We start from the raw sequence: 23,573 nt of genomic DNA, 5'->3' as shown, positions 1-23,573 counted from the left end.
CATGGGGGCATGACGCGATCCGCACACAACGCCGTCGAGGTACGAGGCCTCGTGAAGCACTACGGCGAGACGAAGGCCCTCGACGGGGTCGACCTGGACGTCCGGGAGGGCACGGTCCTCGGCGTGCTCGGTCCGAACGGGGCCGGCAAGACCACCCTCGTCCGCTGCCTGTCCACCCTGATCGTCCCCGACGCGGGGACCGCCACCGTCGCCGGCTACGACGTGGTGAAGCAGCCTCGCCAGCTCCGCCGCACCATCGGCCTCACCGGCCAGTACGCCTCGGTCGACGAGAAGCTCTCCGGCTGGGAGAACCTCTACATGATCGGGCGGCTGCTCGACCTCTCCCGCAAGGACGCCCGGCGCCGCGCCGACGGGATGCTGGAGCGGTTCTCGCTCACCGAGGCCGCCAAGCGGCCCGTGATGAACTACTCCGGCGGCATGCGGCGCCGGCTGGACCTGGCCGCCTCGATGATCGGGCAGCCCGCCGTCCTCTATCTGGACGAGCCGACGACCGGCCTCGACCCGCGCACCCGCAACGAGGTCTGGGACGAGGTCAAGCGGATGGTCTCCGAGGGGGTGACCGTCCTGCTCACCACCCAGTACATGGAAGAGGCCGAGCAGCTGGCCTCCGAGCTGACCGTCGTCGACCGGGGCCGGGTCATCGCCAACGGCAAGGTCGACGAGCTCAAGGCCCGGGTCGGCGGCCGGACCCTGAAGGTCCGTCCCATGGACACGGCCGACCTGCCCGCCATGGCCGCGGCGCTTCGCGAGTCCGGTCTGGACGGCATCGCCGGTTCGACGGTCGTCGCCGACGAGGGCCTACTGTACGTGCCGATCCTCAGCGACGAGCAGCTCACCGCCGTCGTGGGCCTGCTGGGCACGCGCGGCTACGGCATCGCCCACATCGGCACGCATCTGCCCAGCCTGGACGAGGTGTTCCTGGCCATCACCGGCGAGAAGGCGTCCGTTTCCGACACGATCACCGAGGAGGTCGCCGCATGAGCGCCACGACGACCACGCCGGCCACGACGGCCGCACAGCTCACCAAGGATCCCGCCGGCACCCCGGGGCCGGCGCGGCCGCACCTCGCGCCCGGCGGCGAGGGCCGGATCGGTCTGCGGGCCAACCTCCGCCACATCGGCGCCCTGGTGCGGCGCAACGCGCTGCAGATCAAGCAGGACCCGGAGTCGATGTTCGACGCCGTCCTGATGCCGATCATCTTCATCCTGCTGTTCGTGTACGTCTTCGGCGGCGCGATCTCCGGCAAGGGCAACAACACCGACTACGTGAACTACGTGACGCCCGGCCTCATGGCGATGATGGGCATGAACATCTCCATGGCCGTCGGGGTGGGCGTCAACGACGACTTCAAGAAGGGGGTCATGGACCGGTTCCGTACGATGCCGATCGCCCGGTCCTCCGTCCTCATCGCGAAGATCGTCGTCGAGGTCGGCCGGATGCTGGTCGCCACCGCGATCCTGCTCGGCACGGGCTTCCTGCTCGGTCTGGAGATCAAGACCTCGGTCCTCGAACTCTTCGCCGCGATCGGCCTGTCGATGGTGTTCGGCGCCTCGCTGATGTGGATCTTCATCCTGCTCGGTCTCACCCTGAAGACGGCACAGGCCGTCCAGGGGATGGCCATGCTCGTCCTGATGCCGCTGCAGTTCGGTTCGTCGATCTTCGCCCCGCCGACCTCGATGCCCGGCTGGCTGGAGACCTTCACCGACTACAACCCGCTCTCCAACCTCGCCGACGCCGCCCGCAATCTGATCAACGGCGGTCCGGTCGCCGAGTCGGTGTGGTGGACCCTCGGCTGGGCGGTGGCGATCACGGTCGTCACGGCGCCGCTCGCGGTCGCCAAGTTCCGCAGGAAGACCTGATGTCCTGCGGGCGGGCCTGAGCCGTACGGGGGTTCAGGACTCGGCGCGCCCGTTGATCGCGTCGGCGCTGTCGAGCAGGGCGGCGGCCTCCTCCAGGGAGAGGCCGTCGCCCTCGGCGTACGCGGCCTCGAACGCCTCGTCGCCGAGCACGGAACGGGACAGCCGGGTGGCCTCCTCCAACGTCTCCCGTTCGAGCGGGGAGAGTCGATGGCCCTCAGGGAGCAGCCCCGGCCGGGCGCCGAGGAGCCGGGCCCCGATCACCGCGTCGGCGCCGCCGAGACCGGTCAACGACCAGGCGACGGTGACCAGATGCGTCGCCGGCATCTGCGGGGCGACCACCATGGAGAGCGAGCCCCTGGACCGCTCCAGGGCCTCCCGTGCGCGCGGCAGCGCGGACGCGTACGCGCCGTCGAGGTTGTCGAGCCAGCCCAGACTGCCGAGGGTGAACCCCTCGAAGATCGACAGCGTTTCGGAGTTGAACTCCCGCAGCAGAGCGGTGAGATGCTCGCGTGCCTCGTCGGTGCGGCCGGTGCGACCGAGGAGGATCGCGAGGAAGATCCGGGCGGCGAGCATCGGCTCGTGCCCACGGGCGGGGCCGGCCGCCAGGATCTTCCGCAGGATCGCCTCACCCTCCTCCGCGCGGCCGGTGAGAGTGAGCATGTCCGCGTAACGGGCCCGCAGCAGGTCCGTCTGGGCCTGGGCGCCGATCCGTTCCGCGTACCCGATGGCGGCGGCGAAGTCCTCGGCCGCGCCCTCGTACTCGCACCGCTTCTCGCGGGCCTCGCCGCGCGCGGAGAGCGCCTCGGCCGCGCCCCAGGCGTCGCCGAGCCCGATGAAGAGCGTGAGGCTCTCGTCGGCGTCGGCGCTCGCCGCGCGGGCCAGGTCGGTGCGGTTGGCGAGCATGTTGGCGCGCCACTGGAGGACGTTTGCGAGGTCCCAGGCGTAACCGTGCGCGCGGCATGCCTCGACGGTCGCGTCGAGCATCTCCCTCAGCCGGCCGGCCTCGCCGGTGAGCATGTTGGCGAAGATGGCGAGGGAGCCGGGCAGTCGGCACGTCTGCGGCAGCCCTGGGCGGTACAGGGCGGTGATGCGGCGCAGCCGCTCGACGCCCTCGGGCGTGGTCCAGCGGCCTGTGTGGTGGTCCATGTTGAGCAGCTCGACCAGGCGCACGCCGCGCCGTGCTTCCCAGAGCTCGTCCTCGCCGAGCGGCGGGCCGGCGAGGCGGCGCTCGTGGAGCGGTACGACGGGGGGTGCGGCGGGCCCGAACGGGTCGGGGCCGAGGGCGGCGACGGCCTCGGCCCAGTGCAGGGCGTCGGCGCGCAGATCGCGCATCTGCCAGTACCAGAGCAGGCAGTGGACGAGCACGAGCGCCTCGTGCTCGTCGCGGGCGGCGACGGCGCGGCGCAAAGCGGTGCGCAGGTTCTCGTACTCGGTCCGGAACCAGGCCATGGCGCGGAGCTGGCCGCCGCCGCGGAGCTCGGGGTCGGTGGCGCGGGCGAGCTCGCGGTAGTGGACGAGATGCCGCCGCTCGACCGCCGCGCGCTCCCCCGCCTCGTCGAGCCGCTCGCCGGCGTACTCGGCGACGGTCTCCAGGAGGCGGTAGCGCATCGCCCCGTCGTCGGCGGGCGCGGCGACGACCAGCGACTTGTCGACGAGCGACCCGAGCACGTCCAGGGTGTGCGGCCCCGGGGCGGCGGGAGGTCGGTCCGCGGCGGGCGGGTCGGCGCACACCGACTCCACCGCGTCCAGGTCGCAGCCGCCGGTGAAGACGGACAGGCGGCGCAGGACGGCCCGTTCGGGCGCGTCGAGCAGGTCCCAGGACCAGTCGACCACCGCGCGGAGGGTCTGCTGCCGGGGCAGGACGGTACGGGATCCCGAGGTGAGGAGCCGAAAGCGGTCGTCGAGGCGGTCCGCGATCTGGCGTGGCGTCAGGAGCCGTAGCCGCGCTGCCGCCAGTTCGATCGCGAGCGGGAGCCCGTCGAGCCGCCGGCAGATCTCGGCGCACGCCTCGGGGTCGTCGCCGAGGTCGAAGCCGGGGCGGGCGGCGGTCCCGCGCTCGCCGAGCAGCCGCAGTGCGCTCTCCGGCGGCAGCGGCTCCACCGGGCGCAGGAACTCCCCGGGGACGCCGAGCGGTTCGCGGCTCGTGGCGAGGACCGTCACGCCCGGGCACCGGGCGAGCAGCGACTCGGCGAGGGCCGCCGCCGCGTCCACCACGTGTTCGCAGTTGTCCAGGATCAGCAGCAGCCGGCGTGAGGCGCAGTGTTCGACGAGGCGTCCGAGCGGGGTGTCGGAACCGCGCAGCTCCTCCGCGCCCGCGCCCCGCAACACGGTCTCGCGCGCCCCGACGGCCCCGAGCACGGCCTCGGTGACGGCCTCGGGGTCGGTCACGGGCGCGAGTTCGGCGAGCCAGACCCCGTCCGGCCACGCCCCGCCGCCGGCGGCGCGCTCGGCCCCCTCCTGCGAAAGCCGGGTCTTCCCGGCACCACCGGGCCCGAGGAGGGTGACGAGCCGACTGCCGTGCAGGTCGTCCCGAAGCTGAGCGATGTCCTGCCCGCGCCCGACAAAACTGGTGAGCCGCGCCCGGAGGTTACCGGGGTGGGACGAGACGGTGTGCGGCGAGGCGGGGTGGGCGGCGCCCGCGACACCCGGGGCGCCCCGGTGTTCGGCACCACCTGCGGGAGCCGCGTCCGGCGCCTGATCCGGGTCCCCCACATGGTGGGCAGCGTCCGGGTGGGCCGCGTCCCGGCCCTGGTCCGGGGTCCGTACCGGGTAAGACGCGCCGGGGTCCGGGGTCCGTTCCGGGTAGGGCGCCCCGGGGCCCCCGGCGGTCGCCGGGGCGACCGTGCCCGTGAGGGGCGCGGGTGCCGGGCTCGGGCCCTCCGGCCGGGCCGGGCCGGGGCGTCCCTCAGTCGGCGCCGCGTCCGGCTCCCGCTGCCCGCCGGCCGCAAGGGATCCCCCAGCGCCCCCGACCGGCAGGCCGCGCTGCCCCGCCGCGCCGGGGGTTCCGCCGTCCCCGCTCGGCGCGTCGGCACGGCGCCGTGCGGCCCAGGCCGGGGCCGGTGACAGCAGTTCCGCGTGGAGCGACCGCAGCGCCGGGGACGGGTCCGCGCCGAGGCGGGTCGCCAGGTCGCGGCGGAAGGACTCGTACGCGGCCAGGGCCTCCGCCCCGCGTCCCGTGTCGCGCAGGGCCCGGAGGCGCAGGGCCTGCAGGGGTTCGTCGAGCGGGTGCGCCTCGCAGAGGGCGGCCAGTTCCGGGAGGACGGACGCGCCCTCCCCGAGCGCGAGGGCGGCTCCGTACCGGGCCCGGCGGGCGTCCAGCCGACGGGCCTCCCAGCGGGCGGCCTCCGTCGCACGGTCCGGCAGGTCGGCGAGCGCGGGCCCGCGCCACAGGGCGAGCGCCTCGTCGAGCAGCTCCGCCGCCCGCGCCGGTTCGCCCGCGTCGAGCGCCCGTACGCCGTCGCCCGCCAGCCGCTCGAAACGGTGCGCGTCCACGTCCCCGGAGCCGGCCGCCAGTCGGTAGCCGCCCGGGGACGAGTCGACGGCCTCCCGGCCGAGCGCCCGCCGCAACCGCCCCACCAGGGCCTGGAGCGCCGCGGCGCCGTCGGCCGGCGGCGCCCCGTCCCAGACCTCGTCGACGAGGACGGTGACGGGCACGGTCCGCCCGGCCCGCAGCGCCAGGACGGTCAGCAGCGCCCGCAGCCGGGCCCCGCCGACGGGGACGGGGGTGCCGTCGGCGGTGTGGACCTGGGTGGGGCCGAGGACGGAGTAGTACACAGGCCCTATTCTCCGTGAGCCGGGGATCATCGCAGGAACTCACCCCCGCCCCGGCACGTTTCCCGCACACACCCCGCCGCGTCCCAGGGAGCCCCACCGATGACCACGGCCACCACCCGCAGCCACGAGCGCAGGATCAGCCCGGTCTTCCTGGCGATCCTCGCCGTCATGGCGGTCACCGGCTGGGCCGTGTGGACCGGCTTCGCGGCCTCCCCCGGCCTGGCGATCTTCCTCTTCGTGACCTCGGCGTGGGTGGTCTCGCTCTGCCTCCACGAGTACGCGCACGCCCGCACCGCGCTGCACGGCGGGGACATCACGGTCGGTGCGAAGGGGTACCTCACGCTCAACCCGCTCGCCTACACCCATGCCGTGCTGAGCGTCATCCTGCCCGTGCTCTTCGTGATCATGGGCGGTATCGGCCTGCCGGGCGGCGCGGTCTTCATCGAGCAGGGCCGGGTGAAGGGCCGGTGGAAGCACAGCCTGATCTCGGCGGCGGGGCCGCTGGCGAACGTCCTGTTCGCGATCGTGTGCACGGCGCCGTTCTGGCTGGACGCGCTGGACGGCGTCCCGCCCGCCTTCCGGTACGCGCTGGCCTTCCTGGCGTTCCTCCAGGTGACGGCCGCGCTCCTGAACTTCCTGCCGGTGCCGGGCCTCGACGGCTACGGGGTGATCGAGCCCTGGCTGTCGTACAAGCTGAAGCGGCAGATCGAGCCGTACGCGCCGTACGGCTTCTTCATCGTGATCGCGCTGCTCTTCGTGCCGGCGATCAACGGCGCGTTCTTCGACACGATCGACGCGCTGATGCGGGCGCTCGGCGTGCCGGAGATCTCCCGCTACTGCGGCTCGAACCTCTACCGCTTCTGGCAGGAGACGCCGGAGCTCTGCGAGGTCTAGGCGTCGACCGCTCGCGCGCGGCGGATGTAGTACCAGGCCATGTTGGAGGAGAGGCCGGCGAGGAGCACCCAGATCACGCCGAGCCAGCTGCCCGAGACGAAGGAGATGACGGCCGCGGCGACCGAGAGGACGCAGACGGCGAGGGCGTAGAGGGCGAGGCGGGGCATGGGGGTCGGCTCCTGTCCGGGTACGGCTGATGGTGCCCGTCCAGTGTCCCCCATGCCCAAACGCGTCTAGACGTCGGTGATGCGCAAGCCCGCGTGGGCCTTATAGCGGCGGTTGACCGAGATCAGGTTGGCGACCAGCGACTCGACCTGGTGGGCGCCCCGCAGCCGGCCGGCGAAGACGCCGCGCATGCCGGGGATGCGGCCGGCGAGCGCCTGGACGATCTCGACGTCGGCGCGCTCCTCCCCGAGGACCATCACATCCGTGTCGATCTCGTCGACCGAGGCGTCCTGGAGCAGGACGGCGGAGAGGTGGTGGAAGGCGGCGGCGACCCGGGAGTCGGGCAGCAGGGCCGCGGCCTGCTCGGCGGCGGAGCCCTCCTCCGGCTTGAGGGCGTAGGCGCCCTTCTTGTCGAAGCCGAGCGGGTTGACGCAGTCGACGACGAGCTTGCCGGCGAGTTCGGCGCGCAGCGACTCCAGGGTCTTGGCGTGCCCGTCCCACGGAACGGCGACGATCACGATGTCGCTGCGTCGGGCGCACTCGGCGTTGTCGGCGCCCTCGACGCCGAGGCCCAGCTCGGCGGCGGCGGTCTGCGCGCGCTCGGCGGCGCGGGAGCCGATGATCACCTTCTGGCCGGCCTTCGCGAGGCGGTAGGCGAGACCGCGGCCCTGGTCGCCGGTGCCGCCGAGGACGCCGACGACGAGACCGGACACATCGGGGAGGTCCCAGGGGTCCTTGGGAGCGGGCTTGCTGTCAGTCGTAGTCATGACCTCGACATTACTGGCCGGTCGTGTCCGCGCGTGCGTCTCCCGTACGGGTGGATCGTCGGCAACGCGCCACGCGCGGGGCGGGGCTGCGGCAGGATGCGATCCCATGGATGCCGTACGCGTCGCGCTGCTGCGGGAAGTGCTGGCCGGGACCGAGTGGCCGGCGGCCGCCCGCGGCTTCGCGGGTTCCCTCCGGTCGTCCGTCGTGCCGCACGGGGGCGGGCTGCTCCTGGTGGGGACGGCGGGGTACGAGCCCTGGCATCTGGCGGCGCACCTGGTGGACGAGGCGGCCTGGTCGGGGCAGCCGGAGCTGGCGCCGACGCTGGTGCGCCACCGGGTGCGGCCGGGTGATCCGGCGCATCTGGCGGTGGGGCTCGGCCGCCTGGAGTCGGCGGGGCGCGGGGCGACGCTGCTGATGGTGGCGCCGGAGCGGCCCGAGACGGGGCTTCTGGAGCGGGTCCACGACGCGCGCAGGGCGGGGGCGACGGTGCTCTCGGTGGACGACGGCGACCCGGAGGTCCACGGCCTGGCGCACGAGACGCTGACGGTGACCGCGGACGCGGAGGTGGACCTGGACACGGTCCAGCACCTGGTGAGCGCGGCGGCGGGCGAGAACAGCCTGCCTTCCCCGCGCGGCCGCCGCCGCTTCCGGGACCGCCTCTCCCGCTTGGCCGACCACCTGACGTCACCCCCACCACCGGCCTGGTAGGGCGGGGCGGCGGGGCGGACCGGCCGCTGAACCACCCGGTCGACGCCCCACACCCTCGCCACGGCTCCCGCCTGGCCGACCGGATCACGGCGACGGGGTGGTCTGACGAACGGGCACCGGGCCGCCCGGTGGACGCCGCCCGGACCGCGCCGCAGCCCCGCCGGGCCGGCGCGGCCGACTCCCACCCCCATGGGGCCCGTCGGGCCGTAAATCGGTTGCCCGGTCGGGCCGGGCGGTCGGAGCATGGCGCTTCGTGACCTCGAAGCTCTCCGCCGTGCTGCCCGATCTGGCGCCGTGGCGGTCCTCCCGTGACTTCCGGCTGCTCTGGGTGCAGGGGCTCGTCGCCTACTTCTCCAGCGCCGTGGCGATGATCGCGCTGCCGCTGCAGATCAAGGAGCTGACGGGATCGCCCCTCGCCGTCGGGGCGATGGGAGCGGTCGAGCTCGTCCCCCTGGTCGTCTTCGGGCTCTACGGCGGCGCGCTCGCCGACGCCGTCGACCGGCGCAAGGTCCTCGTCGCCACCGAGGTCGGGCTGGCGCTGCTCGCCGCGCTCCTGCTCCTCAACTCGCTCCTGCCCGTGCCGATGCTCTGGCCGCTGTACGTCGTCGCGGCCGGCGTCTCCGCGCTCGCCGGACTCCAGCGTCCCGCCCTGGACTCGTTGCTCGCCCGGATCGTGCCGCACGACCAGCAGACCGCCGCCGCCGCGCTCAACTCGCTGCGCTGGCAGATGGGCACGATCGCCGGTCCGGCGCTGGCGGGCCTGCTCGTGGCGTACGCCGGTCACGCCCCCGCGTACGGCGTGACGATCGCCGGTTTCCTCGTCTCCGTACTCCTGTGTCTGCGGCTCTCCCCCGCACCGCCCGCACACGACGCGGACAAGCCGTCGCTCCGGGGCATCGCCGAAGGAGCCCGGTACGCCTGGTCGCGGCCGGTGCTGCTCGGTACGTACGTGATCGACCTCGCCGCCATGTTCTTCGCCTTCCCGAACACGATCTTCCCGTTCCTCGCGGACGAGCTGGACGCGGACTGGTCACTGGGACTGATGTACGCGGCGGGCTCCGTCGGCTCGCTCGTCCTCGGCCTGACCAGCGGCTGGACCTCACGGATCCGCCGGCACGGGCTCCTGGTCGTCTGCGGGGCGACGGCCTGGGGCCTCGCGATCACGGCGGCCGGCTGGTTCTCGAACCTCTGGCTCGTGTTGCTGTGCCTGGCGTTCGCGGGCGCCGGCGACATGGCGAGCGGACTCGGCCGCGCCACGATCTGGAACCAGACGATCCCGGAGGAGCTGCGCGGCCGGCTCGCCGGAATCGAGGTCCTCTCCTACAGCGTCGGCCCGCAGCTGGGTCAGGTCCGGGCGGGCGCCATGGCGGGCTGGACGGGCACGCGGGCGGCGATCTGGTCCGGCGGCGTGGCCTGCGTGGCCTCGGTGGGCCTGCTCTGCCTGGCCCTGCCGAAGCTCCTCACCTACGACTCCGACACGGACGAGGACGCGCTGCGCCACAAGGCCGCGCAGGAGGAACGGGAGGGGCGGGACTCCCGAGAGGCCGGGACCGGAGCCCCGGCCTGACGAGCGCGAGCGACCGGGGCATTCCCGATACGACGACCTAGCGCTGGGCCTGCCCGGCCGCGGCGATCTCGGCCGCAGTCGCCGTGGCCCGCCGGCCCGCCTGGACCTGCTGGAGTCGCTTGATCGTGGCGGCCAGCACGTCATGGGCGTCCGTGGGATCCCCGCCCGCGTCCTCGACGCGGATCTGGGCGATGACAGTGCCGGACCGGGTGTAGCCGTAGACCGTGCCGCTCGATCCGGTGGACTGGAGGAAGACCGATTCCTCCCCCACCCGAGCGACCTCGACGGGAGCCGTTTCCTCCCTGTCCTGCCACCGGTCGTACGCCGCCTTCGCGTGCGCGGCGTTGTCGAACTGGCAGACGTCCAGATCGATCCCTCGCGAGATGGTCGATCCCTGGTAGTCGTAGTCGCCCCTGCCCGCCCGCTGCCAGCCGGCCGGCGCGGGTGCGTCCGTGGGAGCGCAGTCGTCGGGCTCCCCGGGCATGCTCTTGTGCAGGCTGCCGCGGTAGTAGCCGGGGACCACGTCCTCGGCGTCGGGAATCGCCTGGGTGAACTCGCCCTGACGGAACTGCCTGGTCAGCGGCACGTCGGAGTCGTCCTTGAACGGCTGCGGCGTGCCGGTTCCGCTCGCGGACGGCGCACCGGCGGGTGGCGGCGGCGCCCCCTGCGGTGCCTTGTCCGCGGAGCAGGCGGACAGCGTGAGACTGGCCAGAAGGGCTGTGGCTATGGCGAGGTGACGACGTGTCATGTGATCAACATAGACCGGCCCTCTGTCGCCCGGACGACCGAATCCAGGCCGTCGTTCCCGGATCTCGCCGGGGGCCGGCTGTGCCGCCCGGCGCGATCCGAGAGAGACGCCCTAGTCCGGCGTCTCGTCCGACTTCGGGGCGTCGTGCCACTTCGGGTCGGTCTCCCACTCCAGGTTGCGCTCCCGGGCCGTCTCCATCGCCTGGGACGCCTCCTCACGGCTGGTGTACGGGCCGAAGCGGTTCTTGGCCGGGCACTCCGGGCCCTCCTCGACCTTCTTGTGCTCCAGGCAGTAGTACCACTCGCCCGGTTTGCCCACCGTGCGCTTCTTGAACAGGGCCATCGTCGGCTCCTTCCTCTGAGGCCATGCTGCCCCAGACACGGTCGTTAGACTCGCTGGCATGTCTGGCCAGTCGCTGCTCGCACCGGGGGAGATCTCCCCCCACCGCTCCGTTCCGGGAGCCATCCGTCGTCCCGAGTACGTCGGGAAGCCCGCACCCACCCCGTACACCGGGCCCGAGGTGCAGGACTCCGACACCATCGAGCGGATGCGGATCGCCGGCCGCATCGCCGCGCAGGCGATGGAGGAGGCCGCCAAGCACATCGCGCCGGGTGTCACCACGGACGAGCTGGACCGGGTCGCCCACGAGTTCATGTGCGACCACGGGGCGTACCCCTCCACCCTCGGCTACCGCGGCTTCCCGAAGTCGCTCTGCTCCTCGGTGAACGAGGTCATCTGCCACGGCATCCCCGACTCCACCGTCCTCAAGGACGGCGACATCGTGAACCTGGACGTCACGGCGTACATCAACGGGGTGCACGGCGACAACAACGCCACCTACCTCTGCGGCGACGTGGACGACGAGTCCCGTCTCCTCGTCGAGCGCACCCGCGAGTCCCTGAACCGGGCCATCAAGGCGGTCAAGCCGGGCCGCCAGATCAACATCATCGGCCGGGTCATCGAGTCGTACGCCAAGCGCTTCGGCTACGGCGTCGTGCGCGACTTCACCGGGCACGGCATCAACTCGTCCTTCCACTCCGGGCTGATCATCCCGCACTACGACTCCCCGCACGCCACCACCGTCATCCAGCCCGGCATGACCTTCACGATCGAGCCGATGCTGACCCTGGGCACCCACGAGTACGACATGTGGGACGACGGCTGGACGGTCGTGACCAAGGACCGCAAGCGGACGGCGCAGTTCGAGCACACGCTCGTCGTCACGGACAGCGGGGCCGAAATCCTCACGTTGCCCTGACGCCGTCTCGGGGTAGCGTCTTACCGACAGGCCGTCGGGAACCAGTTGACTTAGGCATGCCTAAGTAGCAGGATCTCCACAGGTCCCCGTCCCATCGGCTCCGGAGGCACGCCTTGGACACGCCCTTCTCGACGCTCATCCGCACCGCCTCGCACGAGCAGCACACCGAGGCCGAGACGTCGACGTTCATGAGCGACCTCCTCGGGGGACGTCTCGCGGTGGACGCCTTTACGCGGTACACGGAGCAGCTCTGGTTCGTGTACCGCGCTCTGGAGGAGGGTGCGGAGGGGCTGAAGGGCGATCCGGTCGCCGGGCCCTTCATACAGCCGGAGCTGTTCCGCACCGCCGCCCTGGAGCAGGACCTCGCCCACCTCCGCGGCCCAAACTGGCGCGCCGGGCTCTCCCCGCTGCCCGCCACCGCCGCCTATGCCGCACGGGTGGCGGAGTGCGCGCGCGACTGGCCGGCCGGGTATGTGGCGCACCACTACACCCGCTACCTGGGCGACCTCTCCGGCGGCCAGATCATCCGCGACAAGGCCGAGCGCACATGGGGCTTCGCCCGTAAGGGCGACGGCGTGCGGTTCTACGTCTTCGAGGAGATCGCGAACCCGGCCGCCTTCAAGCGGGCGTACCGGGAGCTGCTCGACGGGGTGAACGCCGACGACCTGGAGAAGCAGCGGATCATCGACGAGTGCAAGCGCGCCTTCGACTTCAACGGCGCGGTGTTCCGGGAGCTGGGAAGCGAGTTCCCGCTCAGCGCGTGAGCGGTCAGCGCGTGAGCGGTCAGCGCGTGAGCGGTCAGCGCGTGAGCGGTCAGCGCGTGAGCGTGCGTTCGAGGCGGACCCGGCCGCCCAGCTCGATCACACCGTCGGGGCCGGGGGCCGTCAGGATCTGCGAACCCCGGCCCTGCGTGATGTTCAGGGCCCGGCCCAGCTCGGCGGTGAGCAGCAGGGCCGCCGCGCCCGTCGCCTCGTCCTCCTCGATGCCGTCCCCGCGCCCCGGGAACGCCCGCGCCCGGATCCGGCCGGCCGCCTCTTCCTCCCACGCCCAGGCGTAGACCCACTCGCCCGGTTCCGGCACGTCGAGAGCGTCTACCTCGGCAGCCGATCCGTACCGCCGCAGAGTACGCGGCGGCGCCCACTCCGCGCGGGCCTCGATCCAGGTGAACTCGCCGTCCCCGCGCACCCACACCTCTCCCGCCGGCGGATGGACGACCTCCAGGTCCAGCAGCCAGGCGGCCCCGACGAGCGGATGCCCGGCGAAGGGCAGCCGGACGCCGGGCGTGTAGATGTCGACGTCCCCGCGCTCCGGGTCGTCCACGAACACCGTCTCGCTGAAGCCGAGCTCCTTGGCGAGCGCCTGCCGGGACGCCTCGTCGGGGTGCGTGCGCCCGTCGCGTACGACACCGAGGGCGTTGCCGAACCGGCCGTCGCCGGCGCAGAAGACCCGCAGGACGTCGATGTCGGTGGCGCTACTCGTCACGGTCGTGTTCATGGCGGAATTCAAGCATCCAGGCGTCCCACTCGGCGGCCCCACCCGGAATCGGCCAGGCGCGGGTGCGGGCTTCGTCGTACGGGACGCCCGCGGCGACGTCGGAGAGGCCCCGGACCGACGCCGCCCGCCGCCGCTCCGGATCGGGGCCGGCGACATCGCGCACCAGCAGCCGCTCGTACGTCTCCGACACGGAACCGCAGAGCTCCGTCACCCTGTCCTCGTCCTCGGCGCGGTGCAGCACGACCGTGCGCGGCGTCCGCCCCTCGGCGAGCGCGGCCACCGCGCGGTCGTGGCCGTCCAGGAGCAGCCAGCCGTCGAAGGCCGTCACCCACCACAGCAGGACGGGCGCGAGGCTGCCGTCCCTGGCCTGCTTGCGGTACGCCGTGACCCGAGGGGCGTCCGGGGCCGACAGGCGCCGCAGCGGGACGACGCCGTTCCAGCCGTCGTTCCCGTCCAGATGGCCGCCCGGCCATGTGGTGAGGAAGTCGTCGCCCCAGACGTACGGCGGGAACACCTCCCGCCGCCCGAGCACCCAACGCCCCGCGTGCAGAGGCCCGGCCTCCGCCGCCTCCAGCCAACCCGCGTACCGCTGCGACCAGTCCGGCCCCCGCCGGGCGTCGTCCGCCCGTATCGGCGGAAGCGGCGACCGGTAGCCCGCACGGCGGTGGACGCGTATCCCGCCCCGGTCCTCGTCGGCCCGGGCGAGCAGCACCGGCCGGTCGCCCTGGCGGAGCAGCATCCGGCGGCCGTCCGTCATCTCCATGCGCAGGGGCGGGGGTACGAGAGGACCTTCGGCGCGGAGAACGACGGGTCCGGGAAGGTTCTCGCGGTACAGGCGCATGTCCCGCACGCTAGCCGGGCGAACGGCGGGGCCGCACCGCCGTTTTCCGGGATGCGGCCGCCTCGGGGACCCCGTCCTGCCGGTCCCGCCCGGTCGGCGGAGTCCTCGCCTCCCGGCCCCGACCGACGGCCCGTCAGGTCACGGAGTGGGCGCACTGTCCGATCCCGGCGCCCGGCCTGTTCCCGGCCCCGGTAGGGTCGGGTCCGTCCGTGCCGGTGGAGGAGCAGAAGGCGACCGATGAGAAGGCTGAGGCGACCGTCGAGGGGACTCGTGGCGGCGACGGTGGCGACCGTGCTCGCCCTGACGGCGAGCGGTTGCGTGACGGTGCACGGCGAGCGGGAGCTGCTGCCGGCGGCGACGGAGACGGAGGCCGCGCAGGCCCTCAAGGACTTCACCGACGCCTACAACAAGGCGGACAAGGCGTTCGACCCGGCGCTCGACGCGGGCCGGGTCACCGGGCCGCTCGGGGCGATCAACCAGGCCGGTCTGACGTCCCGTTCGATCACCGATCCCGGGGGCAACCCGAACCACCGGCCGCTGGAGCTGACGGACGCGAAGTTCGTGCTGCCCAGGAAGGCGGGCTGGCCGCGCTGGTTCGTCGCCGACACCGACTCCAACCGGGACACCGACCAGGGCAGCGGCGACAACCGCTGGCTCCTGGTCTTCGTGCGCAACGGCTCCGAGCAGCTGTGGGAGGTCGCCTATCTGGCGATCCTGACCCCGGACGAGATCCCGGTGTTCAAGAAGGACGGCGCGGGGTACGCGGTGCCGGTCCCGGCGGACTCCGCCGAGCTCGCGGTCGCCCCCAAGGACCTGGGCCGGAACTATGTCTCGTTCCTGGGCGGCGGGGAGCAGGGGCAGTTCGCTGCGGGCCCGCACACCACCGAGTGGCGGGAGCAGCGGCAGAAGGGCGCGAAGCGGGTGGGTCTGGTGACGCAGTACGTCGACCAGGTCGCGGACGCCGGGGACTTCGCGCCGCTGGGTCTCGCGACCGAGGACGGCGGGGCGCTGGTCTTCTTCGCGACGCGCTACTTCGAGCAGCAGACCGCGGCGCAGGGCTACCGGCCGAAGGTGACTCCGGACGTGAAGGCTCTGATGACCGGTGAGGTGAAGAGCACGGTCACCAAGGAGTGGGTGTCGAGCCAGAGCGTCCTCGTGAAGCCGGCGGGCACGCAGCGGGACGGGGTCACGATCGCGGGCCGGCTCCAGGGCGTGACGGGGGCGAAGGGCTCGTAGCCCTTCGCACGCGACCGGAGTGCGCCCGGAGCCCGCGCTCGTACCCCTCCGCGCGCCCCGTGGTCTCCGTACGACCGTCGGTCTCCGTACGACCGTCGCTCAGCGGCGCCCGAGCGGCCAGGCGACCTCGTGCCCGGTGTGCTGGTCCCCCTGCTCGGCGGCGTGCCGGGCGCAGGCGTCGGTGAGGGTCTCCAGCAGGTTCAGCGGGTCGGGCAGGGCGTGCTCGGGGCCACGGACCCAGGAGACGGCCGGCCGCTCCTCCTCGTCCCCGATGAGCCGGGCCGGCGGTACGAGGACGTAGCTGCCGCGGCAGTGCCAGCGCAGCCCGGGGTGCTCGTCCATGGTCTCGGGGTGGCAGTCCAGCTCGCAGGGCCACCACTCGTCCTCGTCCTCGGGCGTGCCCCGGGTGGCGGTGAAGAAGAGCATCCGCCCGCCGTCGCCCGCGCTCTCGGCGGACTCGGCGACGGGCCCGACGTCGACGCCCTGGGCGAGGAGTCGCTCCAGGGCGGCGCGGCCGGCGTCCAGGGGGACGTCGAGGACGTCGTGGACCATGCCGGTGGCGGTGATGAAGTTCGCCTCGGGCTGGCCCAGTGCCCAGCGCTCGATCTGGGCGCGGTCGGTGGTCGACTGGGTCTGCCAGGCGAAGGAGACGGGGTGCCGGGCGGGGGTCGGACAGCCGACGCGCTCGCAGGAACAGCGGTAGCCGACGGGGTACGCGGCGGGGGCCACGGGCATTCCGGCGGCGGCGGTGGCCAGGAGCAGCGTCACGCGGTGGTTCTCGTCGTCCGCCGCGGTGCGCTTGGGACGCCTGCGCAGCCACTGCGCCAGTTTGCTCTCCGTGCCGCGGTAGCGGCCGATACCGTCGCCCATCTATCCCCTCACACCTGTGCTCGCCCGTTCGGCTCTGCCCATGGTCCCACCATCCTGCGCCTTGGGTGACCGGAGTACGGAACCGGGGTACATATCGGGGTTGCTCCCGGGGGGTACGGGGGTCACGTCCGGGGGCGCGGGGGTCACGCGCGGGGTGCGAGTCCGCGCAGTGCGTAGTCGACGAGCGTGTCGGCGTAGGCGTGGGTGAGGGGCAGCGTGCGGTGGAGCCAGCGGTGGTTCAGGGGGCCGACGAGGAGTTCGAGGGCGATGCGGGGGTCGATGGTGGGGTCGATGTCCCCGGCGGCCTGGGCGGCCTCGATGCGGCGTGCGTAGAGCTGGAGCTGGGGTTCGAGGAGCCGCTCCACGAACTGGGCGCCGAGTTCGGCGTTGACGACGCCCTCGGCGACCAGGGCCCGGGAGGGGGCGTCGTACGTCGGATCGTTCAGCTCGTCGACGGTGGCGCGCAGCACGTACTTCAGGTCGGCGGCGAGGTCTCCGGTGTCGGGGATCTCACTGTCGGCGTCTCCCCCCAGGGCCTCGTTGGCCTGCGCGGCGAGGTCGAGGAAGGCGTCGAGGAGGACGGCGGCCTTGGAGGGCCACCAGCGGTAGATGGTCTGCTTGCCGACACCGGCGCGGGCCGCGATGCCCTCGATGGTGGTCCTGGTGTAGCCGGCCTCGGAGACGAGGGCGAGAGCGGCGTCGAAGATGGCGCGGCGGGAGCGTTCGCTGCGGCGGGAGGCGTCGGGGGCCTTGGTGTCGGGCATGGGCCCAATCTAGCAGGGCGGCGAGACGCAACGTCTCGCTGTCTGATGTTCAGTCGAACCACCCGAACGGTCCACTGCGCGAAGGCGGGCGGAGGGCGGACCATGGGCTCCGTCCGACCATCTCGCTTCCGTCCGTGAGGAGCCCTCATTGCGCCACACTCCGCGCGAGGCTTCGCCCCGCCGCTACCTGATGTGCCCACCCACGCACTTCCAGGTGACGTACTCCATCAACCCCTGGATGGACCCCACCAAACCGGTCGACCTGCCGCTCGCCCTCGTCCAGTGGGAGGACCTGCAGATCCGCTACCGCTCGCTCGGTCACACCGTCGAGCTCCTCGATCCCCGGCCCGGCCTGCCGGACATGGTGTTCGCCGCGAACGGCGCGACCGTGGTGGACGGACGGGTGCTGGGTGCGAAGTTCGCCTACCCGGAACGTACGGACGAGGCGGCCGCGCATCTGGACTGGTTCCGCGCGCACGGCTTCGAGGAGGTGCGGGCGCCGGACCACGTGAACGAGGGCGAGGGCGACTTCGCGGTGACCTCGTCGTGGATCCTGGCCGGCCGCGGCTTCCGCTCCAGCCCGCTGGCGCACCACGAGGCGCAGGAGTTCTTCGGGCGCCCGGTCATCGGCCTGGAGCTGGTGGACCCGCGCTACTACCACCTGGACACGGCGCTCTGTGTCCTGGACCCGGAGGTTGAGGAGATCATGTACTACCCCGACGCCTTCTCCCCCGGCAGCCGGGCGGTCCTGCGCCGCCTCTTCCCCGACGCCCTGCTCGCGACGGAGAGCGATGCGGCGGCGCTGGGCCTGAACGCGGTGAGCGACGGCCGGCACGTCCTGCTGCCCCAGGCGGCGGTGGGTCTGTTCGCCCCGCTCCGCGACCGGGGCTTCGAACCGATGGGCATGGACCTGTCGGAGCTCCTCAAGGGCGGCGGCAGCGTGAAGTGCTGCACCCAGGAGCTGCGCTCCTGACACCACCGCCGCGGGTGACGCCCGGCCGCTACTCCGGGGGCCAGGCGTCGCCCCACTCCGCGTCCCGCGCCGCCTTGTACAGCGCCCCGTGGCGCTTGGTGACCGTCTCGCGCGCGAGGCCCGTCTCCTCCGCGCCGCAGAGCTCCAGCAGGACCAGGCCCTTGCGGATCTGGGGCTTCCGGATGACCCGGGAGACCGCCGGCGTCACGGGGAACCGGGTCGCCGCGACGTAGCTGAACTTCTCGTCCTCGTACGGCAGCGAGCCGCCCTTCACCTGCCGGTGCAGCGAGGACCGGCTCACCCGCGCCGCGAAGTGGCACCAGTCGGCGCCGGGTTCGATGGGGCAGGCCCCGCTGTGCGGGCACGGCGCGGCGACGGTGAGCCCGGCCTCGACGAGGAGCGTGCGGGCGGCGATGATCCGTTCGTAGCCGTCGGGGGTGCCGGGCTCGACGATCACGACGGCCTGCGCGACCCGCGCCGCCTCGGTGACGACCGCGCGGCGGTCGGCCTCGGTCAGCTCCTTCAGGACGTACGAGACGGTGACGAGGTCCGTCGGGTCGAGCTTCAGGGCGCCGCTGATCCGGGCCCGCCGCCACTCCGCCTCGAACGTTCCGCTCGCCAGCTCCCGGCCGAGCGCGAGCGCCGGCTCCGCCCAGTCGAGGACCGTCGTCCGCGCCAGGCCGTCCCACGCCTCGGCGACCGCCCAGCTCGCCGCTCCGGTGCCGCCGCCGATGTCGGTGTGCGTCACCGGCTCCCACGCGGGCGCCGCGTCCCGCAGCGCGTCGAGCGCCGCCCGGACCGCCTCGAAGGTCGCCGGCATCCGGTACGCGGCGTAGGCCGCGACGTCGGAGCGGTCGCGGAGCACGGGGGCGTCGGTCGGGGTGGCCCCCCGGTAGTTGGCGATCAGCCGGTCGACGGCCTGGGCGGCCTGCCGCGGCGGCAGCCCACCGAGAAGCCCGGCGAGGGCGGCGCGCAGCGTGTCACCGGAGGCGGGGGAGGAGAACTCGTTCACCTCCACATTTTAGGCGCGCCGCGGAGGCTCCCCGGGCCGCACCCACGGGGTCAGGCGCGGGGCTGCCAGGGGCGGCACAGGGCCAGGAAGCACGTCAGTGCGGCGATCGCGCAGGTCAGCTGGACCACCGCCATCGGGACGGCCGTCGTCTCGCCCGCGATGCCGACGAGCGGTGAGGCGACCGCGCCGACGAGGAAGGACGAGGTGCCGAGCAGCGCGGACGCGGAGCCCGCCGCGTGCGGGGTCCGCATCAGCGCCTGCGCGTTCGTGTTGGGCAGCGCCAGCCCCATCGCCGACATCAGCACGAAGAGGCCCGCCGAGATCGGGGCAAGGCCGACCCTTCCGAACACGCCGCTCGTCATGAGCACCAGCGCCACCGAGGCGAGCAGGATCACGCTCAGCCCCCAGCCCAGGACCTTGTCCAGGCTGACCCGTCCGACGAGCAGCTTGCCGTTGATCTGTCCGACGGCGACCAGGCCGATGGAGTTGAGGCCGAACAGCAGGCTGAAGGTCTGCGGCGAGGCGCCGTAGATCTCCTGCACGACGAACGGCGAGGCCGAGATGTACGCGAAGAGCGCGGCGAAGGCGAGCCCGCCGGCCAGCATGTAGCCGGTGAAGACCCGGTCGGCGAGCAGTCCGCGCATGGTGCGCAGCGCCTCTCCGACCCCGCCCGCGTGCCGCCGCTCCGGCGGCAGGGTCTCGCCGAGGAACTTCCACACCACCACCGTGAGCAGGACGCCGATGACGGCGAGGACGTGGAAGACGCCCCGCCAGTCGGTGATCCGCAGGATCTGCCCGCCGATGAGCGGGGCGATGATCGGGGCGACGCCGGAGATCAGCATCAGGGTCGAGAAGAACCGCGCCATCTCGACGCCGTCGTACAGGTCGCGCACGATCGCGCGGGCGATCACGATGCCGGCCGCGCCCGCCAGGCCCTGGAGCAGCCGGAAGGAGATGAGGAGTTCGGCGGAGGGGGCGAACGCGCAGACCGCGGTGGCGGCGACGTACACGATCATGCCGATGAGCAGGGGCCGGCGGCGGCCCCACCTGTCGCTCATGGGGCCGACGACGAGCTGGCCGAGCGCCATGCCGGCGAGGCAGGCGGTGAGGGTCAGCTGGACGGTCGCGGCGGGCGCGCGCAGGGACTCGGTGACCTCCGGCAGCGCCGGCAGGTACATGTCCATGGAGAGCGGCGGCAGCGCGGTCAGACCGCCGAGCACGAGGGTGACGAGCAGCCCGACGCGGCGGGCGGCGGCCTTCGGCAGGGCGGATATGGGGTCCTGGGCGGTGGTCCGGCCGCTCTCCGGCATCGACAGCTCCATTTCGTTGAATCCTTCCCTATGCTCTCAGCTCGTCAGGAGTGGTCGAGACCTTTTTCGGGACGGGCAGGGGTGGGGCACATGACAGGGGTGGGGCACATGAGTGGCGCCGTGCGGTGGGGCGTGCTGGCGACGGGCGGGATCGCGGAACGGTTCACCACCGACGTGGCGTCCCTGCCGGACGCGGAGGTCGTGGCCGTGGCGTCCCGCACGGAGGCGTCCGCGCGGGCGTTCGCGGATCGCTTCGGGATACCGCGGGCGTACGGGGACTGGGCCTCGCTCGTCGCGGACGAGGACGTCGACGTCGTCTATGTGGCGACCCCGCACCACGCGCACCGGGCGGCGGCCGGGCTCGCCCTGGAGGCGGGCAAGGCGGTCCTCTGCGAGAAGGCGTTCACGCTCAACGCGCGCGAGGCGGAGGAACTCGTCACGCTCGCCCGGGACCGGGGCCTCTTCCTGATGGAGGCCATGTGGATGTACTGCAACCCGCTGATCCGGCGGGCGGCGGAGCTGGTCCGGGACGGGGCGATCGGTGAGATCCGTACCGTACAGGCGGACTTCGGGCTGGCGGGCGCGTTCGGGCCGGACCACCGGCTGCGCGATCCGGCGTTGGGCGGCGGCGCGCTGCTCGACCTCGGCGTCTATCCGGTGTCGTTCGCCCAGCTGCTGCTCGGCGAGCCCGACTCCGTACAGGCGCACGCCCTGCTCTCGCCGGAGGGCGTCGACCTGAACACGGGGATGCTGCTCGGCTGGGCGTCCGGGGCGTCGGCCCTGCTGTCCTGCTCGGTCGTGGCGGACACTCCGCTGACCGCGTCCGTGACGGGGTCGGAGGGCCGGATCGACTTCCCGCGCGGCTTCTTCTTCCCGGAGCGGTTCACGCTGCTGCGCAGCGGCACCGAGCCGGAGGAGTTCGTGAACACCGACGACCCGCACTCGCTGCGGCACGAGGCGGCGGAGGTGATGCGGTGCCTGCGCGCGGGCGAGACCGAGTCCCCGCTCGTCCCGCTGAACGGCACGCTCGCGGTGATGCGGACGCTCGACGCGGTACGGGACCGCATCGGCGTCCGCTACCCCCAGGAGGCCCTCACGCGCGTGTGAGACCGGGGTTGCCCGCCTCCGTGACGAAGGAGCCGGCCGTGACGACCGGGGTTGTCGCGTACAGGATATCCACGTGTCGGACGGATGAGTTCATGGGGCACGCGTCTGCCGTACGCTCGCGGCCATGAGCACTGAGTCGCGCATCGCAGTGGTGACGGGAGCGGGTTCGGGCATCGGCCGCAGCGTGGCCCTCGCCCTGGCGGAGGCAGGCTGGTCGGTGGCGCTGGCGGGCCGTCGGCGGGAGCCCCTGGAGGAGACGGCGGCGTCCGTTTCCTCCTCGGACGTCCTGTGCGTCCCGACGGACGTGACGTCACCGGAGGCGGTGACGGCCCTCTTCGCGGCGGTACGGGACCGGTTCGGCCGCGTCGACCTGCTCTTCAACAACGCGGGTACGTTCGCGGGCGGCGGCGTCCCGGTGGAGGACCTGGACCACGAGACCTGGCGCTCGGTGGTCGACGTGAACCTGACGGGCGCCTTCCTGTGCGCCCAGGCGGCCTACCGGGCGATGAAGGAGCAGTCGCCGCAGGGCGGCCGGATCATCAACAACGGCTCGATCTCGGCGCACGTGCCGCGCCCGCACTCGATCGCGTACACGGCGACGAAGCACGCGATGACGGGCCTGACGAAGTCGCTGTCGCTGGACGGGCGCCCGTACCGGATCGCCTGCGGCCAGATCGACATCGGGAACGCGGCGACGGAGATGACGGCGCGGATGCAGACGGGGATCCTGCAGGCCAACGGGGAGCTGGCGGTGGAGCCGGTGATGGACGCGGCGGACGTGGCGGCGACGGTGGTGCACATGGCGGGGCTGCCGCTGGAGGCGAACGTGCAGTTCGCGACGGTGATGGCGACGGCGATGCCGTACATCGGGCGGGGGTAGGGGCGGGGGCGAGGGCCCGGGAGGATCGGGCCCCCACCCCAGCCCGCCCCCGGACTACGCCTGGCCGGTCTCGAAGCGGGCGATCTTCCCGCCGTCGATGACGAAGCGCCAGCGGGTACGCATCTCGCCCCAGGTGTCGTTGCGGAAACGGGCGACGAGGGTGCGCCCGTCCTCCTTGACCGACTCGATCTCCATCTGGCCGCGCGAGGAGAAGACCTCCTTCTCGGTCCACTCCGCGATGTTCCGGTCCGAGCCGTCGTCGGACATGGTGGCACCGGGCGTCAGGGCCTGCACGAAGGCATCGCGGTCGTTGGCGTTGAGGGCCGTGACGAAGGCACGTACGGCGGGGTCGCTGAGTCTGTCCACTGGGATGGTCATGGCCTACCCGTACACCTCGCCGCCCGCGTACCCGTGGACCCGGGCCGACGGTGTGACGCACGGCGGTGGCGGGAGTCGGCCACCTGGGCGAGCGGGACTGGCAGGCTTCGGCCTCATGACCGACACCTGGAGCACCATCGACCGACTGACGGACTGGATCGCCGCGCACCACACCCTCCCGCCCGAACAGGACGTCCTGCTGCGCGTCCTGAAGCTGTCGGAGGAGGTCGGCGAGGTGGCCGAGGCCGTCATCGGCGCGACGGGTCAGAACCCCCGCAAGGGCGCCTCGCACACCTGGCAGGACGTCGAGTCCGAGCTGTGCGACGTGATCATCACGGCGATGGTGGCGCTGCGGACGCTGACACCGGACGCGCCCGACGTCTTCGCGGGTCATCTGCGGCGGGTGGCGGAACGGTCGCTGGAGGACCGGATGTGACGGAGCCGAGGAAGCCGGAAGGGGAACGGCCCCGCACCGTGGGGGTGCGAGGCCGTTCACAAGCCCTTGGGGGCAGACGAGTCGGGCTGTACGCCGGGTTCTGTACCCCGGGACCTCGCGGTCGTCGGGGCGACGGCCATCCATCTAGGGCCGGCGTTGCCACCGGCCTCGTGCGGTCTACCCGCGAACTCGGGCGGGCAGCCCTCGAGCGTTCGCGCAGAGCCGCCTGTCGCCAAGCGGCCCCTCTTGACCTTGCTCCGGGTGGGGTTTACCTAGCCGCCTGAGTCACCTCAGGCGCTGGTGGTCTCTTACACCACCGTTTCACCCTTACCGAGGACCGAGGTCCCCGGCGGTCTGTTTTCTGTGGCACTGTCCCGCGGGTCACCCCGGGTGGCCGTTAGCCACCACCCTGCCCTGTGGAGCCCGGACGTTCCTCGGGAGGATCCGAGGATCCCCACGCGGCCGCCCGCCCGGCTCGTCTGCCGTGCCGACCATGCTACCCGCCGTGCC

24 protein-coding genes and 1 other RNA gene are annotated in these 23,573 nt (G+C 72.9%); 12 read left to right on the top strand and 13 right to left on the bottom strand.

Annotation, left to right across the window (positions count from 1 at the left end; all coding sequences use genetic code 11):
* Positions 1–9: 9 nt before the first annotated feature.
* Both ACFYV5_RS32915 and ACFYV5_RS32910 read left to right on the top strand, forming a co-directional pair.
* Complete coding sequence (locus tag ACFYV5_RS32915; RefSeq protein WP_355108941.1) at positions 10–1,002, top strand: ATP-binding cassette domain-containing protein; 993 nt, start codon at positions 10–12, stop codon at positions 1,000–1,002.
* A complete protein-coding gene (locus ACFYV5_RS32910; RefSeq protein WP_389174726.1) occupies positions 999–1,880 on the top strand; it encodes an ABC transporter permease in 882 nt (293 codons plus the stop codon). The genes ACFYV5_RS32915 and ACFYV5_RS32910 overlap by 4 nt, the downstream gene beginning before the upstream one ends.
* 33 nt (positions 1,881–1,913) lie before the next feature.
* On the opposite strand, the gene ACFYV5_RS32905 is transcribed toward ACFYV5_RS32910, so the two are convergent.
* The gene (locus ACFYV5_RS32905; RefSeq protein ID WP_389174723.1) at positions 1,914–5,654 is read right to left on the bottom strand and encodes a BTAD domain-containing putative transcriptional regulator; all 3,741 of its coding nucleotides are present in this window, start codon (positions 5,652–5,654) and stop codon (positions 1,914–1,916) included.
* 99 nt (positions 5,655–5,753) lie between these two features.
* Between ACFYV5_RS32905 and ACFYV5_RS32900 the strand changes: the two genes are divergently transcribed.
* Entirely contained in the window at positions 5,754–6,548 is a 795-nt protein-coding gene (locus tag ACFYV5_RS32900; protein WP_355108935.1) for a site-2 protease family protein, read from the top strand.
* Here ACFYV5_RS32900 and ACFYV5_RS32895 read toward each other — a convergent pair.
* Together ACFYV5_RS32895 and npdG are read right to left on the bottom strand one after the other, a co-directional pair.
* Positions 6,545–6,769: a hypothetical protein gene (locus tag ACFYV5_RS32895; RefSeq protein WP_355108933.1), complete on the bottom strand. Its 225-nt coding sequence runs from the start codon at positions 6,767–6,769 to the stop codon at positions 6,545–6,547. The two genes, ACFYV5_RS32900 and ACFYV5_RS32895, sit on opposite strands and share 4 nt — an antisense overlap.
* A gap of 12 nt (positions 6,770–6,781) precedes the next feature.
* Complete coding sequence (gene npdG / locus ACFYV5_RS32890; protein ID WP_355108931.1) at positions 6,782–7,480, bottom strand: NADPH-dependent F420 reductase; 699 nt, start codon at positions 7,478–7,480, stop codon at positions 6,782–6,784.
* 106 nt (positions 7,481–7,586) lie between these two features.
* On the opposite strand from npdG, the gene ACFYV5_RS32885 reads away from it, so the two are divergent.
* Both ACFYV5_RS32885 and ACFYV5_RS32880 read left to right on the top strand, forming a co-directional pair.
* Complete coding sequence (locus ACFYV5_RS32885; RefSeq protein ID WP_355108929.1) at positions 7,587–8,189, top strand: hypothetical protein; 603 nt, start codon at positions 7,587–7,589, stop codon at positions 8,187–8,189.
* A 253-nt stretch (positions 8,190–8,442) separates the two neighbouring features.
* Positions 8,443–9,756 carry an MFS transporter gene (locus ACFYV5_RS32880; protein WP_389174716.1) on the top strand — a complete coding sequence of 438 codons (1,314 nt, stop codon included), beginning with the start codon at positions 8,443–8,445 and terminating at the stop codon, positions 9,754–9,756.
* A gap of 37 nt (positions 9,757–9,793) precedes the next feature.
* Here the strand turns inward: ACFYV5_RS32880 and ACFYV5_RS32875 are convergent, their stop codons facing one another.
* Together ACFYV5_RS32875 and ACFYV5_RS32870 are read right to left on the bottom strand one after the other, a co-directional pair.
* Positions 9,794–10,504, bottom strand: a complete 711-nt coding sequence (locus ACFYV5_RS32875; protein ID WP_389174714.1) for a hypothetical protein — start codon at positions 10,502–10,504, stop codon at positions 9,794–9,796.
* 111 nt (positions 10,505–10,615) lie between these two features.
* Positions 10,616–10,846 (bottom strand): hypothetical protein, encoded by a 231-nt coding sequence (locus tag ACFYV5_RS32870; RefSeq protein WP_355108923.1) that lies wholly within the window; start codon positions 10,844–10,846, stop codon positions 10,616–10,618.
* A gap of 58 nt (positions 10,847–10,904) precedes the next feature.
* On the opposite strand from ACFYV5_RS32870, the gene map reads away from it, so the two are divergent.
* Together map and ACFYV5_RS32860 are read left to right on the top strand one after the other, a co-directional pair.
* Positions 10,905–11,762, top strand: a complete 858-nt coding sequence (map, locus tag ACFYV5_RS32865; protein WP_355108921.1) for a type I methionyl aminopeptidase — start codon at positions 10,905–10,907, stop codon at positions 11,760–11,762.
* A 113-nt stretch (positions 11,763–11,875) separates the two neighbouring features.
* The gene (locus ACFYV5_RS32860; RefSeq protein ID WP_389174709.1) at positions 11,876–12,526 is read left to right on the top strand and encodes a heme oxygenase (biliverdin-producing); all 651 of its coding nucleotides are present in this window, start codon (positions 11,876–11,878) and stop codon (positions 12,524–12,526) included.
* 49 nt (positions 12,527–12,575) lie between these two features.
* On the opposite strand, the gene ACFYV5_RS32855 is transcribed toward ACFYV5_RS32860, so the two are convergent.
* The gene (locus tag ACFYV5_RS32855) at positions 12,576–13,256 is read right to left on the bottom strand and encodes a PhzF family phenazine biosynthesis protein (protein ID WP_389174707.1); all 681 of its coding nucleotides are present in this window, start codon (positions 13,254–13,256) and stop codon (positions 12,576–12,578) included.
* A complete protein-coding gene (locus tag ACFYV5_RS32850) occupies positions 13,234–14,097 on the bottom strand; it encodes a hypothetical protein (RefSeq protein ID WP_389174704.1) in 864 nt (287 codons plus the stop codon). Before ACFYV5_RS32850 ends, ACFYV5_RS32855 begins: the two co-directional genes overlap by 23 nt.
* 237 nt (positions 14,098–14,334) lie before the next feature.
* On the opposite strand from ACFYV5_RS32850, the gene ACFYV5_RS32845 reads away from it, so the two are divergent.
* Complete coding sequence (locus ACFYV5_RS32845; RefSeq protein WP_389174701.1) at positions 14,335–15,333, top strand: hypothetical protein; 999 nt, start codon at positions 14,335–14,337, stop codon at positions 15,331–15,333.
* Positions 15,334–15,432: 99 nt separating this feature from the next.
* Here the strand turns inward: ACFYV5_RS32845 and ACFYV5_RS32840 are convergent, their stop codons facing one another.
* Positions 15,433–16,203 carry a bifunctional DNA primase/polymerase gene (locus tag ACFYV5_RS32840; RefSeq protein WP_355108911.1) on the bottom strand — a complete coding sequence of 257 codons (771 nt, stop codon included), beginning with the start codon at positions 16,201–16,203 and terminating at the stop codon, positions 15,433–15,435.
* 143 nt (positions 16,204–16,346) lie between these two features.
* Positions 16,347–16,967: a TetR/AcrR family transcriptional regulator gene (locus tag ACFYV5_RS32835; protein ID WP_389174698.1), complete on the bottom strand. Its 621-nt coding sequence runs from the start codon at positions 16,965–16,967 to the stop codon at positions 16,347–16,349.
* Between the two features lie 148 nt (positions 16,968–17,115).
* Between ACFYV5_RS32835 and ddaH the strand changes: the two genes are divergently transcribed.
* Complete coding sequence (gene ddaH / locus ACFYV5_RS32830) at positions 17,116–17,940, top strand: dimethylargininase (protein ID WP_389174695.1); 825 nt, start codon at positions 17,116–17,118, stop codon at positions 17,938–17,940.
* A gap of 28 nt (positions 17,941–17,968) precedes the next feature.
* On the opposite strand, the gene ACFYV5_RS32825 is transcribed toward ddaH, so the two are convergent.
* Positions 17,969–18,952 (bottom strand): small ribosomal subunit Rsm22 family protein, encoded by a 984-nt coding sequence (locus ACFYV5_RS32825; protein WP_355108905.1) that lies wholly within the window; start codon positions 18,950–18,952, stop codon positions 17,969–17,971.
* A 50-nt stretch (positions 18,953–19,002) separates the two neighbouring features.
* Complete coding sequence (locus tag ACFYV5_RS32820) at positions 19,003–20,262, bottom strand: Bcr/CflA family multidrug efflux MFS transporter (RefSeq protein WP_389174881.1); 1,260 nt, start codon at positions 20,260–20,262, stop codon at positions 19,003–19,005.
* Between the two features lie 108 nt (positions 20,263–20,370).
* Between ACFYV5_RS32820 and ACFYV5_RS32815 the strand changes: the two genes are divergently transcribed.
* Both ACFYV5_RS32815 and ACFYV5_RS32810 read left to right on the top strand, forming a co-directional pair.
* Complete coding sequence (locus tag ACFYV5_RS32815) at positions 20,371–21,369, top strand: Gfo/Idh/MocA family protein (protein WP_389174692.1); 999 nt, start codon at positions 20,371–20,373, stop codon at positions 21,367–21,369.
* Between the two features lie 124 nt (positions 21,370–21,493).
* A complete protein-coding gene (locus ACFYV5_RS32810; RefSeq protein WP_355108901.1) occupies positions 21,494–22,249 on the top strand; it encodes an SDR family oxidoreductase in 756 nt (251 codons plus the stop codon).
* Positions 22,250–22,303: 54 nt separating this feature from the next.
* Here ACFYV5_RS32810 and ACFYV5_RS32805 read toward each other — a convergent pair whose 3' ends face one another.
* Positions 22,304–22,627 carry a nuclear transport factor 2 family protein gene (locus ACFYV5_RS32805; RefSeq protein WP_355108899.1) on the bottom strand — a complete coding sequence of 108 codons (324 nt, stop codon included), beginning with the start codon at positions 22,625–22,627 and terminating at the stop codon, positions 22,304–22,306.
* 115 nt (positions 22,628–22,742) lie between these two features.
* On the opposite strand from ACFYV5_RS32805, the gene ACFYV5_RS32800 reads away from it, so the two are divergent.
* The gene (locus tag ACFYV5_RS32800) at positions 22,743–23,063 is read left to right on the top strand and encodes a MazG-like family protein (protein WP_389174688.1); all 321 of its coding nucleotides are present in this window, start codon (positions 22,743–22,745) and stop codon (positions 23,061–23,063) included.
* A 73-nt stretch (positions 23,064–23,136) separates the two neighbouring features.
* On the opposite strand, the gene rnpB is transcribed toward ACFYV5_RS32800, so the two are convergent.
* An RNA gene (gene rnpB / locus ACFYV5_RS32795) (RNase P RNA component class A) lies at positions 23,137–23,541 on the bottom strand.
* Between the last annotated feature and the right edge of the window lie 32 nt (positions 23,542–23,573).

It is taken from the genome of Streptomyces sp. NPDC003035 (assembly GCF_042888285.1).
Taxonomy (GTDB): Bacteria; Actinomycetota; Actinomycetes; order Streptomycetales; family Streptomycetaceae; genus Streptomyces.
This window is presented reverse-complemented; position numbering and strand designations above follow the sequence as displayed.

Coding starts and splice junctions, on each gene's coding strand:
- ACFYV5_RS32915 (WP_355108941.1), top strand. CDS start 10: ATGACGCGATCCGCACACAACGCCGTCGAGGTACGAGGCCTCGTGAAG.
- ACFYV5_RS32910 (WP_389174726.1), top strand. CDS start 999: ATGAGCGCCACGACGACCACGCCGGCCACGACGGCCGCACAGCTCACC.
- ACFYV5_RS32900 (WP_355108935.1), top strand. CDS start 5,754: ATGACCACGGCCACCACCCGCAGCCACGAGCGCAGGATCAGCCCGGTC.
- ACFYV5_RS32895 (WP_355108933.1), bottom strand. CDS start 6,769: ATGGGGGACACTGGACGGGCACCATCAGCCGTACCCGGACAGGAGCCG.
- npdG (WP_355108931.1), bottom strand. CDS start 7,480: ATGACTACGACTGACAGCAAGCCCGCTCCCAAGGACCCCTGGGACCTC.
- ACFYV5_RS32885 (WP_355108929.1), top strand. CDS start 7,587: ATGGATGCCGTACGCGTCGCGCTGCTGCGGGAAGTGCTGGCCGGGACC.
- ACFYV5_RS32875 (WP_389174714.1), bottom strand. CDS start 10,504: ATGACACGTCGTCACCTCGCCATAGCCACAGCCCTTCTGGCCAGTCTC.
- ACFYV5_RS32870 (WP_355108923.1), bottom strand. CDS start 10,846: ATGGCCCTGTTCAAGAAGCGCACGGTGGGCAAACCGGGCGAGTGGTAC.
- map (WP_355108921.1), top strand. CDS start 10,905: ATGTCTGGCCAGTCGCTGCTCGCACCGGGGGAGATCTCCCCCCACCGC.
- ACFYV5_RS32855 (WP_389174707.1), bottom strand. CDS start 13,256: ATGAACACGACCGTGACGAGTAGCGCCACCGACATCGACGTCCTGCGG.
- ACFYV5_RS32850 (WP_389174704.1), bottom strand. CDS start 14,097: ATGCGCCTGTACCGCGAGAACCTTCCCGGACCCGTCGTTCTCCGCGCC.
- ACFYV5_RS32845 (WP_389174701.1), top strand. CDS start 14,335: ATGAGAAGGCTGAGGCGACCGTCGAGGGGACTCGTGGCGGCGACGGTG.
- ACFYV5_RS32840 (WP_355108911.1), bottom strand. CDS start 16,203: ATGGGCGACGGTATCGGCCGCTACCGCGGCACGGAGAGCAAACTGGCG.
- ACFYV5_RS32835 (WP_389174698.1), bottom strand. CDS start 16,967: ATGCCCGACACCAAGGCCCCCGACGCCTCCCGCCGCAGCGAACGCTCC.
- ACFYV5_RS32820 (WP_389174881.1), bottom strand. CDS start 20,262: ATGCCGGAGAGCGGCCGGACCACCGCCCAGGACCCCATATCCGCCCTG.
- ACFYV5_RS32815 (WP_389174692.1), top strand. CDS start 20,371: ATGAGTGGCGCCGTGCGGTGGGGCGTGCTGGCGACGGGCGGGATCGCG.
- ACFYV5_RS32810 (WP_355108901.1), top strand. CDS start 21,494: ATGAGCACTGAGTCGCGCATCGCAGTGGTGACGGGAGCGGGTTCGGGC.
- ACFYV5_RS32805 (WP_355108899.1), bottom strand. CDS start 22,627: ATGACCATCCCAGTGGACAGACTCAGCGACCCCGCCGTACGTGCCTTC.
- ACFYV5_RS32800 (WP_389174688.1), top strand. CDS start 22,743: ATGACCGACACCTGGAGCACCATCGACCGACTGACGGACTGGATCGCC.